This window comes from Mycolicibacterium sp. MU0050 (assembly GCF_963378085.1).
Lineage (GTDB): Bacteria > Actinomycetota > Actinomycetes > Mycobacteriales > Mycobacteriaceae > Mycobacterium > Mycobacterium wendilense.
In genome coordinates, this window is record NZ_OY726395.1 from 2,134,053 (window position 1) to 2,147,258 (window position 13,206).

Annotated in this window: 15 protein-coding genes and 1 tRNA gene; 10 read left to right on the top strand and 6 right to left on the bottom strand. The window is 70.4% G+C overall.

Annotation, left to right across the window (positions count from 1 at the left end; genetic code table 11):
* Positions 1-43 precede the first annotated feature (43 nt).
* Positions 44-1,519: a DUF1254 domain-containing protein gene (locus tag R2K23_RS09975; RefSeq protein WP_316516367.1), complete on the top strand. Its 1,476-nt coding sequence runs from the start codon at positions 44-46 to the stop codon at positions 1,517-1,519.
* A 22-nt stretch (positions 1,520-1,541) separates the two neighbouring features.
* Here the strand turns inward: R2K23_RS09975 and R2K23_RS09980 are convergent.
* A tRNA-Leu gene (locus R2K23_RS09980) sits at positions 1,542-1,627 on the bottom strand.
* 108 nt (positions 1,628-1,735) lie between these two features.
* Here R2K23_RS09980 and R2K23_RS09985 point away from each other — a divergent pair.
* Both R2K23_RS09985 and R2K23_RS09990 read left to right on the top strand, forming a co-directional pair.
* Positions 1,736-3,070: a M20/M25/M40 family metallo-hydrolase gene (locus tag R2K23_RS09985; RefSeq protein ID WP_316516368.1), complete on the top strand. Its 1,335-nt coding sequence runs from the start codon at positions 1,736-1,738 to the stop codon at positions 3,068-3,070.
* A 31-nt stretch (positions 3,071-3,101) separates the two neighbouring features.
* On the top strand, positions 3,102-3,632 hold the full coding sequence (locus R2K23_RS09990) for a YbhB/YbcL family Raf kinase inhibitor-like protein (RefSeq protein ID WP_316516369.1): 531 nt from the start codon (positions 3,102-3,104) through the stop codon (positions 3,630-3,632).
* A 91-nt stretch (positions 3,633-3,723) separates the two neighbouring features.
* On the opposite strand, the gene R2K23_RS09995 is transcribed toward R2K23_RS09990, so the two are convergent.
* The 3 genes from R2K23_RS09995 to R2K23_RS10005 are packed head-to-tail and all read right to left on the bottom strand — an operon-like array spanning position 3,724 to position 6,082.
* Positions 3,724-4,785 carry a quinone-dependent dihydroorotate dehydrogenase gene (locus R2K23_RS09995; RefSeq protein WP_316517183.1) on the bottom strand — a complete coding sequence of 354 codons (1,062 nt, stop codon included), beginning with the start codon at positions 4,783-4,785 and terminating at the stop codon, positions 3,724-3,726.
* Between the two features lie 2 nt (positions 4,786-4,787).
* Positions 4,788-5,048 (bottom strand): DUF5703 family protein, encoded by a 261-nt coding sequence (locus tag R2K23_RS10000; protein WP_316516370.1) that lies wholly within the window; start codon positions 5,046-5,048, stop codon positions 4,788-4,790.
* Positions 5,045-6,082: a YncE family protein gene (locus R2K23_RS10005; RefSeq protein WP_316516371.1), complete on the bottom strand. Its 1,038-nt coding sequence runs from the start codon at positions 6,080-6,082 to the stop codon at positions 5,045-5,047. Before R2K23_RS10005 ends, R2K23_RS10000 begins: the two co-directional genes overlap by 4 nt.
* 123 nt (positions 6,083-6,205) lie before the next feature.
* Between R2K23_RS10005 and R2K23_RS10010 the strand changes: the two genes are divergently transcribed.
* Genes R2K23_RS10010 through R2K23_RS10030 form a run of 5 tightly spaced genes read left to right on the top strand, consistent with a single transcriptional unit; the run spans position 6,206 to position 9,529 of the window.
* Complete coding sequence (locus R2K23_RS10010) at positions 6,206-6,502, top strand: hypothetical protein (protein ID WP_316516372.1); 297 nt, start codon at positions 6,206-6,208, stop codon at positions 6,500-6,502.
* A 52-nt stretch (positions 6,503-6,554) separates the two neighbouring features.
* Positions 6,555-7,388: an undecaprenyl-diphosphate phosphatase gene (locus R2K23_RS10015; RefSeq protein WP_316517185.1), complete on the top strand. Its 834-nt coding sequence runs from the start codon at positions 6,555-6,557 to the stop codon at positions 7,386-7,388.
* Positions 7,385-8,086: a histidine phosphatase family protein gene (locus R2K23_RS10020; RefSeq protein ID WP_316516373.1), complete on the top strand. Its 702-nt coding sequence runs from the start codon at positions 7,385-7,387 to the stop codon at positions 8,084-8,086. Before R2K23_RS10015 ends, R2K23_RS10020 begins: the two co-directional genes overlap by 4 nt.
* 41 nt (positions 8,087-8,127) lie before the next feature.
* Positions 8,128-8,715, top strand: coding sequence for a DUF3090 domain-containing protein (locus R2K23_RS10025; protein WP_316516374.1), 588 nt, complete (start codon positions 8,128-8,130; stop codon positions 8,713-8,715).
* Positions 8,699-9,529 (top strand): SCO1664 family protein, encoded by an 831-nt coding sequence (locus tag R2K23_RS10030; RefSeq protein WP_316516375.1) that lies wholly within the window; start codon positions 8,699-8,701, stop codon positions 9,527-9,529. Before R2K23_RS10025 ends, R2K23_RS10030 begins: the two co-directional genes overlap by 17 nt.
* Positions 9,530-9,544: 15 nt before the next feature.
* On the opposite strand, the gene R2K23_RS10035 is transcribed toward R2K23_RS10030, so the two are convergent.
* Complete coding sequence (locus tag R2K23_RS10035; protein WP_316516376.1) at positions 9,545-9,988, bottom strand: META domain-containing protein; 444 nt, start codon at positions 9,986-9,988, stop codon at positions 9,545-9,547.
* A gap of 72 nt (positions 9,989-10,060) precedes the next feature.
* Between R2K23_RS10035 and R2K23_RS10040 the strand changes: the two genes are divergently transcribed.
* Positions 10,061-10,843, top strand: coding sequence for a 3'(2'),5'-bisphosphate nucleotidase CysQ (locus tag R2K23_RS10040; protein WP_316517186.1), 783 nt, complete (start codon positions 10,061-10,063; stop codon positions 10,841-10,843).
* Between the two features lie 35 nt (positions 10,844-10,878).
* Positions 10,879-12,117: a cysteine--1-D-myo-inosityl 2-amino-2-deoxy-alpha-D-glucopyranoside ligase gene (mshC, locus tag R2K23_RS10045; protein ID WP_316516377.1), complete on the top strand. Its 1,239-nt coding sequence runs from the start codon at positions 10,879-10,881 to the stop codon at positions 12,115-12,117.
* Here the strand turns inward: mshC and R2K23_RS10050 are convergent.
* Entirely contained in the window at positions 12,114-13,007 is an 894-nt protein-coding gene (locus R2K23_RS10050) for a PAC2 family protein (RefSeq protein ID WP_316516378.1), read from the bottom strand. The genes mshC and R2K23_RS10050 overlap by 4 nt on opposite strands.
* Positions 13,008-13,206 lie beyond the last annotated feature (199 nt).

A 13,206-nucleotide genomic window follows, 5' to 3' on the forward strand; every position in this document is an offset into this window, starting at 1 on the left:
TCCGGTCGCCTCGGCGGGCTAGTCTGAGTCGGCGCTGGGATCGGTGGGTGAACGGACGGAGCTCTCGATGGTGATGAAGTGGATGGGTCGGCGCGCGAAGGCCGCCGCAGCGGTCGCGTCGATGCTCGCGTTGGTGGCCACGGCCGCCTGTTCGTCGGGCGACGGTCAGCGGGAAACCGGTACGTCCCCCGGCATGGAGACGGGCGATGTGGACCTGGCCGCCGCGGTGCAGGCCTACGTGTACACCTATCCGCTGGTCTCGGTCGAGGTGACGCGGCGGCAGTCCACCAACGTCGCGGCCCCGGCACCCGGCGCGGCGCCGATGAATCAGCTTGCGCACCTGGCGTTCCTGCCGGATGCGTCGTTCACCGGTGTGGTCCGGCCGAACGTCGACACCCTCTACACGTCGATGTTCTTCGACGTGTCGGAAGAACCGCTGATCGTCGGGGTGCCCCCGATGGGGGAGCGCTACCACCTGTTTCCACTGCTGGACATGTGGACCAACATCGACGCCGCCCCGGGCACCCGGACCATCGAGGATGCCGGCGCCGGTTACGAGTTCGCGATCGTCGGACCGGACTGGGAGGGTGATCTGCCCGCGGGGGTGCACGAGTACCGGCCGGCCACCGATGCGGGCTGGATGATCGGGCGGATCCAGGTCGACGGACCCGAGGACGTGCCCGCGGTGGTCGACCTGCAGAACGCGATGACCGTCGTCCCGCTGAGCGCGTACGGGACCGCCTACCAGCCGCCCACCAGCACCGATCTGCGCCAGGATTGGCCGGTGGATCAGGAGGTCGCCCGCCACATCCACGACCTGACCCCGCAGCAGTACTGGGATGTGTACTACTCCGCGCTGTCCCACGACCAGCCCCGCCCGGGCGATCAAGCCGTCCTGGACCAACTGGCCGCGATCGGCTGGAGCCCCGCCGAGAGGCTGGATCTGGCCGCGCTGCCCGCCGACACGCGGGCCGTCTGGGAACAAGCCTGGCCCGAGGCGCTGCGCCAGATCGAAATCGATCTGGGCAGCGAGGAAGTCAACGGCTGGCGGATCGCCCGCACCGACATGGGCGATTACGGCACCAATTACGCCGCGCGCGCCGTGGTGGCCCACGGTGGGTTGGGCGCCAACCTGCCGGCCGACGCCGTCTACCCCGCGGGCCGGGTCGACGCCGCCGGCGACCAGCTCAACGGCGATAACGCCTATGTGCTGCGGTTCGCCGCCGACGAGGTGCCGCCGGTGCGGGCGTTCTGGTCGCTGACGCTCTACGACGAGCGCGGGTTCTTTGTCGACAATCCGGCGGACCGCTACGCGCTGCGGGGTGAGCGCCTGACCGCCAACCCCGATGGCTCGGTGGACATCTACGTGCAGAGCCAGAGCCCGGGCCCGGACAAGGAAGCCAACTGGTTGCCCGCCCCGGACAGCGGTGACTTCAACCTGATGTTGCGGCTGTACTGGCCGGAGGCGCCGATCGTCGACGGCGACTGGAATCCGCCGACGGTCGTCCGCCAGGGGTGAGACCTGGTCGGCCTCAGTCGGGTGTCCGAGGGGGGACTTGAACCCCCACGCCCGTTAATAGGGCACTAGCACCTCAAGCTAGCGCGTCTGCCATTCCGCCACTCGGACATCGCCCACCGGAAAACCTCCGCGGCGGGCAGCTAAGGCTAACGGATCGGGTGTGGTTGGCCCAAACCCAACCCCCGCATTGCGGCCGGGAACTGGTAGACAGGCACTGTGACCTCTGCTCTGCGCGCCGTCGACGAGGTGGTGGACCTCGTCAGCACCCTGATCAGGTTCGACACGTCCAACACCGGGGTGCCCGAGACCACCAAGGGTGAGGCCGAGTGTGCGCGCTGGGTGGTCGAGCAGCTCGAGGCGGTCGGATACGAGTGCGAATACCTCGAGTCGGGGGCGCCCGGCCGGGCCAACGTGTTCACCCGGCTGCCCGGCGCCGACCCTTCCCGCGGCGCGCTGTTGCTGCACGGACATCTCGACGTCGTCCCGGCCGAGGCCGCCGACTGGAGCGTGCACCCGTTCTCCGGTGCCGTCGAGGACGGCTATGTCTGGGGCCGCGGCGCCATCGACATGAAGAACATGGTCGGCATGATGATCGCCGTCGCGCGGCACTTCAAGCGCGCCGGCATCGTGCCACCGCGCGACCTGGTGTTCGCCTTCGTCGCCGACGAGGAGGCCGGCGGCAACTACGGCTGTAAGTGGCTCGTGGACAACCGGCCCGACCTGTTCGAGGGCATCACCGAGGCCGTCGGCGAGGTGGGCGGTTTCTCGTTGACCGTCCCGCGCGCCGACGGCGGCGAGCGGCGGCTGTACCTGATCGAGACCGCCGAGAAGGGCATGCTGTGGATGCGGCTGTCGGCCCGCAGCCGCGCCGGGCACGGCTCGATGGTGCACGACGACAACGCGGTGACCGCGGTGGCCGAGGCGGTGGCCAAGCTGGGCCGGCATCAGTTCCCCATCGTGGTGCACGACGCGGTGGCCGAGTTCCTGGCCGCGGTCAGCGAGGAGACCGGTTACACCTTCGATCCCGACTCACCGGATCTGGACGGCACCATCGCCAAGCTGGGGCCCATCTCCCGGATCATCGGGGCCACCCTGCGGGACACGGCGAACCCCACCATGCTCAAGGCCGGCTACAAGGCCAACGTGATCCCGGCGACCGCGGAGGCGGTGCTCGACTGCCGGGTGGTGCCCGGCCGGCAGGCCGCGTTCGAGCGCGAGGTCGACGAGATCATCGGCCCAGACGTGGTGCGCGAGTGGATCACCGAACTGCCCTCGTATGCGACGACTTTCGACGGTGATCTGGTGGACGCGATGAACGCGTCGCTGCTGGCGGTCGACCCCACCGCGCGCACGGTGCCCTACATGCTCTCCGGCGGCACCGACGCCAAGCACTTCGCCCGGCTGGGCATCCGCTGCTTCGGCTTCGTCCCGCTGCGACTGCCGCCCGAACTCGACTTCTCGGCGTTGTTCCACGGCGTCGACGAGCGGGTGCCCGTCGACGCGCTCACGTTCGGCACCGAGGTGCTCGAACACTTTTTGAAGAACTGCTAGGCCCGACACCCACCCAACAGAAAGGCAATCGATGGCTTTCCCCTACGACCCTTACGATCACCTGCCCAAGCTGCCCGGCTTCACGCTGACCTCGTCTTCGGTGACCGACGGCCAGCCGCTGGACAACGCTCAGGTCAGCGGCCTGATGGGGGCCGGCGGCGAGGATGTCTCCCCGCAGCTGAGCTGGTCGGGCTTCCCGGAGGAGACCCGCAGCTTCGCGGTGACCGTCTACGACCCGGACGCGCCGACGGCCTCGGGATTCTGGCACTGGGCCGTCGCCAACCTGCCCGGCACCGTCACCGAGTTGCCCGCCGGCATCGGTGACGGCAGCGAATTGCCCGGCAGCGCACTGACGTTGGCCAACGACGCCGGCCTGCGCCGCTACGTGGGCGCGGCCCCGCCGGCCGGTCACGGTGTGCACCGCTACTTCATCGCCGTGCACGCGCTGCAGGTGGAGAAGCTCGAGATCGACGAGAACGCCACGCCGGCCTACCTGGGCTTCAACCTGTTCATGAACGCCATCGCCCGCGCCGTCATCCACGGCACCTACGAGCAGAAGTAGTCCCGCAACTTCACCCCGCGAGGGTGCGTGTCCCCGGCCGCCACGCCGGACGTTTTCCGGGGATTGCGCACTCTCGCGACGGGCGCGAAGGCTAGCGCGCGGCCGAGCCCACCGCTTCGCTCAGCGAGCCGAACCCGCCGGCGTGCAGGCGCTGCGCCAGCCCGTCGTGAATGTTCTTGGCCCACAGGCCGCCGCCGTAGATGAAGCCGGTGTAACCCTGCAGCAGGGCGGCCCCGGCCGTGATGCGCTCCCAGGCGTCGTCGGCGGTTTCGATGCCCCCGACGCTGATCAGCACCAGTTGCGATCCGGCGCGGGCGTGCAGGCGGCGCAGCACCTCCAGCGCCCGGCGGGCCACCGGCGGCCCGGACACCCCGCCGGCGCCCATTGCGTCGACACCGGGGGTCCGCAGGCCATCGCGGGACACCGTGGTGTTGGTGGCGACAATGCCGGCCAAGCCCAATTCCACTGCCAGATCAGCGATCTCGTCGATGTCGGAATCCGACAGATCCGGGGCGATCTTGAGCAGAACCGGGGTGGACGTCTCCTCGAGCACCGCCTGCAGGATGGGACGCAGCGACTGCACGGCCTGCAGATCGCGCAGCCCCGGGGTGTTCGGCGAGCTGACGTTGACCACCAGATAGCTCGCCAGCGAACCGAGCAGACGCGCGCTGGCCCGGTAGTCGTCGACCGCCCGTTCGGGTGGGGTCACTTTCGACTTGCCGATGTTGACCCCGATCGGCACCTCGGGCCGATGTCGCGCCAGCTGCAGCGCCAACTCGCCGGCGCCGTGGTTGTTGAAGCCCATGCGGTTGAGCAGCGCGCGGTCTTCCGGCAGTCGGAACAGCCGCGGCTGCGGGTTGCCGGGCTGGGCCTGCGCGGTGACGGTGCCCACCTCGGCGTAGCCGAATCCGAGCGCACCCCAGGCGTGCAGGCCGGTGCCGTTCTTGTCGAAACCCGCGGCCAGCCCCAGCGGCCCCGGGAAGCGCACCCCGAACACGGTGCTGGCCAGGATCGGGTCCTGCGGGCCCAGCACGGCCTGCAGCCGGCGCCGCGGCGGCCCCCACGCAGTCGCGGTGCGCAGCGCACCGAAGACCACGGTGTGGATCCGTTCGGCGGGCACGGCGAACAGCCCCCGTCGCACCAATTCGTACATCGTCACAGCCCCGGGATCGGATCGACGTGCGGATTCTGCACGCGAGATTTCTTGCGTCGCAACAGGACCCGGCGGCTCCCGTCGGTGTACAGCCGGACCTTGGTGAGCTCCCAGCCGCGGTACTCGGCCTCGATCGACAGCCGGGTGGACGCGGTCAGCCGCGTGACGTCCGGGGGCAGCCGCAGCGGGATCCACTCGTAGTCGTCGGACAGGTCCACGTCCCAACCCAGCGGCAACCGCGTGCGCGCCGCGCGGCTCGTCACGAGGCCCCCGCCGCGTCGCGGATCACCTGGACCCCCGCGCCCGCACCGGACACCACGAACAGGGTGTTGGTGGCGGGGTCGAAGCCCAGGCTGTTCGGCTGCTGCACAGTGGGGTAGCGCACCTTCTCCACAGGGATTCCAGTGGACAGATCGTAACCAACCACGGTGTTGGCCGCCGTCTGCGAGACCCACGCGAGTTCGGCTGACCCGGCCAGGCCGTAGGGCGCGGAGGCCACCGGGTAGCGCTGCCGCAGGATCAACGGGTCCGCCGAGTACACCAGCAGTTCGCCACCGCGGGTGTCGGTCACCAGGATTCGGCCCACCGGGTCGGCCACCAGGGTCGTCGCACCCTCACCGGCGCGCAACGCCTGGGCGACCTCGCCGGCGGCGTTGATTGCCGTCACCGAGGTCTGGCCGCGGTCCAGCACCACAGCGGTATCGCCTTGGGTGACAATCGAATCCACCCGGGCAAAGATCTTCCGGTACTCGCCCACGCCGGCTTGTCCGCCCTCGGCCGGGTTCAGGATGAACACCGCGCCGTCGGCGCTGCCGAGCACCATCCGGCCGTCGGCGCGCCGGGCCACCGCGGTGAAGTCGGTGTCCGCGTGGTCGCGGACCTCGACCCGTTGCACATCGGCGCCCAGATCGGCCGAATCGGCGACGAAGTAGCCGCCGCGCGTCGACAGGTACACCCGGCCCTCGGCGACGGTCACGGCGGTGGCGGTCCCGGGCAACTCGACCACGCGACCCGGACCGGTGCCCGAGCCGAAGACCGTCAGTCGCGCCGGAGCCTCGGCGTTGGCGCCGGGGCTGAGCACCAGCAGCGCGGCGGCGGCCGGGTCGAATACCGCTCCCTGCACCGGCGCGTCGAGCGGCCGCACCGCGCCCGCCGGCGGGTGGGCCGGCGGCGGCGCCTCGGCGGGGGAGGCCGCGGGGATGGTCGCCGGGGCCAGTTCGACCGGGGTCGACGAGCACGACACGACGCCCAGCACCGCCAGCGAACCGATCAGCGCGGCGACCAGACGGCGCCGCACTGGTGGTTTGCTGGGCAGCGACGGGGCGGTCGGCGCGGAAAACCTTCGTTGGGCTAGCACTGCCGAAAGACTCTATCCGGCATCACCGAAGGCGCCGGTGCGCCCCGGCGGTATGGTCGGCCCATGTCCCTGAGTGCAGACTCCGGACTGGGCGACGGGTTCGCCGTGGAAGACGTCACCACCGGTCCGCACGCAAGTGGGTTCGGCACCGTCGGCGACGGGCGGACCTTTGCTTTCCGGGTCCTCGACGTCCAGGACCTGCGGGTCGAGATCTACCGCCCGCGGTTGTCCGGCCCGGTGCCGCAGCGCGAGGACGTGGTGGCCGCGGCCACCCGGAGTTGCCGGGGCCTCGACCTCAACGACGAACGCAGCCTGATCGCCGCGGTGCGCGACGCGGTCACCGAAGCCGCGACACGCTGAGGAAGCCGCGCAGCGGCACCACGGTACGGTCGTCGGCGTGGAAGTGGCGGCGATGTCCTGGCTGCAGGTGGTGGTGCTGTCGGTCGTGCAGGGCCTCACCGAGTTCCTGCCGGTCTCGTCGTCCGGGCACCTGGCGATCACCTCGCGGCTGTTCTTCTCCGACGACGCCGGGGCCTCGTTCACAGCGGTGTCGCAGCTCGGTACCGAGGCCGCGGTCCTGCTGTACTTCGCCAAGGACATCGCCCGGATCGTGCGGGCGTGGTTCGCGGGCCTGTTCGACCGGACCCGCCGGGACAACGTCGACTACCGGATGGGCTGGTTCGTCATCATCGGCACCATCCCGATCTGCGTACTGGGCCTGCTGTTCAAGGACGAGATCCGCACCGGGGCGCGCAATCTGTGGCTGGTGGCCTCGGCGCTGATCGTGTTCGCGCTGGTCATCGCCGTCGCCGAGTATGTCGGCCGGCAGACCCGCCACGTGGAAAAGCTGACCTGGCGCGACGCGGTCATCGTCGGGTTGGCGCAGTGTCTGGCGCTGGTGCCCGGGGTGTCCCGCTCCGGCGCGACCATCAGCGCGGGGCTGTTCCTGGGACTGGACCGGGCCCTGGCGGCCCGGTTCGGTTTCCTGCTGGCCATCCCCGCGGTGTTCGCCTCGGGGCTGTTCTCGCTGCCGGACGCCTTCGCCCCGGTCAGCGACGGGATGAGCGCGACGGGACCGCAGTTGCTGGTGTCGGTGCTCATCGCCTTCGTCGTCGGGTTCGCCGCGGTGGCCTGGCTGCTGCGGTTCTTGGAACGGCACAGCATGTACTGGTTCGTCGGCTACCGCGTGGTGCTCGGCGCCGTGGTGATGATCCTTCTCGGAACTGGAGTGATGAGCGCAACATGACCGTGATCCTGCTGCGGCACGGCCGCTCCACCTCGAACACCGCGCACACCCTCGCGGGCCGCAGCGCCGGCGTCGACCTCGACGACAAGGGCCGCCAGCAGGCCGAGGGCCTCGTCGAGCGGTTGGCGGCGCTGCCGATCAAGGCGGTGGTGCGCTCGCCGCTCCTGCGCTGCGAGCGCACCGTGGAGCCGTTAGCCGCGGCGCTGTCGCTGACCCCGACGGTCGATGAACGCATCAGCGAGGTCGATTACGGCGCCTGGACCGGGCGGGCCATCGGCGAGCTGGTCAAGGAGCCGCTCTGGACGGTGGTCCAGCAGCAGCCCAGCGCGGCGATCTTCCCCGACGGTGAGGGGCTGGCCGAGGTCCAGTCCCGCGCGGTCGCCGCGGTCCGCGAACACGACCGACGGCTGGCCGAGGAGCACGGCGGCGACGCGCTGTGGGTGGCCTGCACGCACGGCGACGTCATCAAGGCCGTCCTCGCCGACGCGCTGGGCCTGCACCTCGACGGCTTTCAGCGCATCACCGCCGACCCCGCGTCGTGCAGCGTGATCCGCTACACCGCGGTGCGGCCGTTCGTCGTCCACGTCAACCACACCGGGGCGGCGCTCGCCAACGTGCTGAGCGCCGCGCCGGCCGCCGAAACCAACGGTGAGAACCCGGCTGCGGGCGACGCCGTTGTCGGCGGCTCGACCGACTGATCTCAACGTCGCCGGTGACAGCCGGTATTTTGGAGGACGCCATGGCCCGCGCAATTCACGTCTTCCGAACCCCCGACCGCTTTGTGGCCGGGACCGTCGGCCAGCCCGGAAATCGGACCTTCTACCTGCAAGCCGTCCACGACAACCGCGTGGTCTCCGTGGTGTTGGAGAAGCAGCAGGTCGAGGTGCTCGCCGACCGGATCGGCGCGCTGCTGGTGGAGATCAACCGCCGCTTCGGGACGCCGCTGCCGCCGGAGTCCGCCGACGTCGAGGACCTCAGTCCGCTGGTGACCCCGGTGGACGCCGAGTTCCGGGTCGGCACCATGGGGCTGGGCTGGGATTCCGAGGCGCAGACCGTGGTGGTGGAGCTGCTGGCGGTCACCGACACCGAGTTCGACGCCTCGGTGGTCCTCGACGACGCCGAGGAGGGCCCCGACGCGGTGCGGGTGTTCCTCAGCCCGGAGTCCGCGCGGCAGTTCGCCAACCGCTCCCAGCGGGTGATCTCGGCGGGGCGGCCGCCGTGCCCGCTGTGCGAGGAACCGCTGGACGCCGACGGTCACATCTGTGTGCGCACCAACGGCTACCGGCGCGCCGAACTGTTCGGGTCTGACGATGACCCACAACCCTGAGCAGGAGGCGGTACTGCGGCATGGCGAGCTGACGGTCCTCGGCCGGATCCGCTCGGCGAGCAACGCCACCTTCCTGTGCGAGGCCGAGCTCGACGGCCGGCGCACGCACTGTGTCTACAAGCCGGTCAGCGGGGAACAACCGCTGTGGGACTTCCCGGACGGCACGCTGGCCGGACGCGAACTGGCGACCTATCTGGTGTCCGCCGCGCTGGGCTGGAACATTGTGCCGCACACCATGATCCGCTCCGGTCCGGCGGGCCCGGGCATGGTGCAGCAGTGGGTGGACCAGCCCGAAGCCCAGCCCGAAGGCGAGCCGGAATCCGAGTCCGGGGCCGCCGCGCTGGACCTCGTCGACCTGTGCCCGGCCGACCGGCTGCCCGCGGGATACCTGCCGGTGCTGCGCGCCCACGACTACACCGGCAACGAGGTCCTGCTGATCCACGCCGACGACCCGCGCCTGGTGCGGATGGCCGTCTTCGACATCCTGGTCAACAACGCCGACCGCAAGGGCGGCCACATCCTGGCCGGCGTCGACGGCCGGGTCTACGGGGTCGACCACGGGCTGTGCCTGCACACCGAGGACAAGCTGCGCACCGTGCTGTGGGGGTGGGCCGGCAAGCCCATCGACGACGCCATCCTCGAGACGGTCGCCGAGCTGCAGACGGCGCTGGACGGCGAACTCGCCGGGCAGCTGGCCCCGCACGTCACCGGCGCCGAGATCGAAGCGCTGCGCGAGCGGGTGCGCGACCTGCTCGACGACCCGGTGATGCCGGCGGCCAACCGGCATCGACCCATCCCGTGGCCGGCGTTCTGACCCGGGCCGGGTGACTCAGGCCGGCCGCCAACTCAGGATGCCGCCGTCGGCCAGCTTCGACAGGTGCAGCTGGTCGCCGTCGAACAGGTAGGTCCGCACGTGCTCCAGCGAGCTGGTCACCCGCTGATCCAGCGAGGGCTGCGGGCAGAACATCTGGGTGACCCCGATCGGCCCGAACGTCAGCGTTCCGGAGTTCCCGTCGGCGCCGGGTTCGGCGGTGTAGCTGCCGGTGCCCCGGTTGCAGTCCAGCTGGAACGACGCCGTGCCGTCGGCTCCGAACTCGACGGTGAATTTGCTGGGGTCGGGCACGGCGGTGGACTCGGCGTCGGCCATCGACTGGATGGACGTCAGCTGCCATTTCGTGCCGGTCAGGGTGCGCGGGGCCGGCTCGGAACCGCACGCGACCAGCGGCGCGAGCGCGGTCAGGAAGATCATGGCCGCCGACGCTGTTGTACGCATGTGCCGAATTTACCGTCAGTCCAGCCCCCGCCCACCGCTCGTAGCCGCATCGCGGATACTGACACGGTGAAAATGGCGGCCGGCGACAGCGTGAACCAGACGGATGCCGCGCTTGCCGCCGACCTCGCCGTCGACGCGGGGAACCTCCTGCTGGCGATGCGCGAGGAGGTCGGCTTCGACTACCCGTGGATGTTGGGCGACGCCGGCGACAGCCAGGCCAACAAGCTGCTGCTGCGCCGGTTGGCGGCCGAGCGCCCGGGCGACGCGGTGCTGTCCGAGGAGGCCCCCGACGACCTGCGCCGGCTCCAGTCCGACCGGGTGTGGATCATCGACCCCGTCGACGGCACTCGCGAGTACTCCACCCCGGACCGGCCGGACTGGGCGGTCCACATCGCCCTGTGGCAGCGCGTCGGCGGTCCGGCCGGGCGCATCACCGACGCCGTGGTCGCCCTGCCCGCCACCGGCGAGGTCTTTCGTTCCGACACCGTGGTCGCCGGCCCGCGCCGCGACCCGGCCGCGCCCATCCGCATCACGGCCAGCGCCAACCGGCCCCCGGCGGTGCTGTACCGGATGTCGGAATACATCGACTTCGAGCTGGTGCGGATCGGCTCGGCGGGTGCCAAGGCGATGGCGGTGGTGCGCGGCGACGTCGACGCCTACATCCACGCCGGCGGCCAGTGGGAGTGGGACTCGGCGGCGCCGGGCGGGGTCATCCAGGCCGCCGGCATGCACGCCTCGCGGTTGGACGGCTCGCCGATGCTCTACAACCGTCCGGATCCGTATCTGCCCGACCTGCTGATGTGTCGGGCCGAACTCGCTGACGTGCTGCTCGACGCGATCCGGTTGGCCAGTTGATGAGCGCCGCCGAGCCCCGAATAGAGTTCGACACCATGCAATCGTGGTCGGCCGCTTCAGTTCCGGAGTTGCCCGGTCGGGCACCGCAGTTGCGCCTCTTCGACAGCGCCGACCGGCAGGTGCGTCCCGTCGCGCCGGGCGCCACGGCCCGGATGTACGTCTGCGGCATCACCCCGTACGACGCCACCCACCTCGGGCACGCGGCGACGTACCTGGCCTTCGATCTGGTGTACCGGATGTGGCTGGATTCCGGGCACCGGGTGCATTACGTGCAGAACATCACCGACATCGACGACCCGCTGTTCGAGCGTGCCGATCGCGACGGCGTGCACTGGCGGGACCTGGGGGACCGCGAGACCCAGCTGTTCCGCGAGGACATGAGCGCGTTGCGGGTGCTGCCGCCGCAGGACTACGTCGCGGCCACCGACGCGATCGACGAGGTCATCGAGCTCGTCGAGAAGATGCTCGCCTCCGGTGCGGCCTACGTCGTGGACGACGCCGAGTTCCCCGACGTGTACTTCCGGGCCGACGCGACCGACCAGTTCGGTTACGAGTCCGGCTACGACCACGAGACCATGCGCGCGTTGTTCGCCGAGCGGGGCGGGGACCCCGACCGCGCGGGCAAGGCGGACCCGCTCGATGCGCTGGTGTGGAGCGCGGCGCGGGCGGGCGAACCGAGCTGGGAGTCCCCGTTCGGTCCCGGCCGGCCGGGCTGGCACATCGAGTGTTCGGCGATCGCGCTGAACCGGCTCGGCATGGGTTTCGACGTCCAGGGCGGCGGCAGTGACCTGATCTTCCCGCACCACGAGTTCTCCGCCGCGCACGCCGAATCGGTCACCGAGCAGCGGCGCTTCGCGCGCCACTACGTCCACGCCGGCATGATCGGCTGGGACGGCCAGAAGATGTCGAAGAGCCTGGGCAACCTGGTTCTGGTGTCGAAGTTGCGCGCCGACGGGGTGGACCCGGGCGCGATTCGGCTCGGATTGTTCGCGGGGCATTACCGCACCGACCGGTTCTGGAGCCCGCAGGTGCTCACCGAGGCGCAGCGGCGGCTGGCGCACTGGCGGTCCGCGGTGGCTCTGCCCGCCGGGCCGGACGCCGCCGATGTCCTCGGGCGGGTCCGGCGTTACCTGGCCGACGATCTGGACACCCCCAAGGCGCTGGCCGCCCTGGACGGCTGGTGTACCGACGCGCTGGAGTACGGCGGGCACGACGAGCACGCCCCGAAGCTCGTGGCCGCCGCCGTCGACGCGCTGCTGGGTATCGCCCTCTAACGCCCGAATCCCGGGCTGCCGCCGGGACCGCGGCGGCGCAGATAGCGTTCGAACTCGGCGGCCAACGCGTCGCCGTCGATCTTGCCCAGCGCCTCGTTCATGTCGACCTCGGCGTCGCCGCGTTCCTCCAGGGACGCGACGTACTCGGCGACCTCGTCGTCCTCGGCGGTCATCTCGGTGACCGCCAGCTCCCATTCCTCGGCCTGCTGCGGCAGGTCCGCGAGCGGCACCTCGATGTCGAGCACGTCCTCGACCCGGCGCAACAGCGCCACCGTGGCCTTCGGGTTCGGGGGATGAGATACGTAGTGGGGGACCGCGGCCCAGAACGTCACCGCGGGGATGCCCGCGGCCACGCAGGCGTCCTGGAACACCCCGGCGATTCCCGTCGGACCCTCGTAGCGGGTCTCCTCGAGCCCGAAGTACTGCGCCGAGTTCGACGAGTAGGCCGCCCCCGAGACCGGGACGGGTCGGGTGTGCGGGGTGTCGGCGAGCAGCGCGCCGAGGATCACGACGGTGTCCACGTCGAGCTTCTCGGCGATGTCCAGCAGTTCGGCGCAGAACGAGCGCCACCGCATGTTGGGCTCGACCCCATGCATCAGCACGATGTCGCGCTCGCTGCCGGGCGGCCGGCAGTGCGAAATCCGCATCGAGGGCCAGACCAGCTCCCGGGTCACGCCGTCGAGCTGCCGGATCACCGGCCGGTTCACCTGGTAGTCGTAATACGACTCGTCGTCGATGTCCATGATCGTCGACGCCTCCCAGATGGCGTCCAGGTGCGCGACGGCGTCGCTGGCGGCATCGCCGGCATCGTTCCAGCCTTCGAAGGCCGCCACAATGACGGTGTTGTGGAGTTCGGGCAGATCAACTCTGCGGGAATCCGGCGAGGTCACCAACCCAGCGTACGACCTCGGGTGGGTACTCAGTGCCATCGCCGTTCAGTGCCGCGAAAACGACCACGACCGGACGACGATCGGGCGACCACGTAGACTTTTTTTGGCCGAGAGGCGTTGCAACGGTTATCGGGGGTGCGGCACCCCGGATATCCGCCACGCTCGGCAGAGTCAAGGACGCCTTCCGTCATGGAAGGGA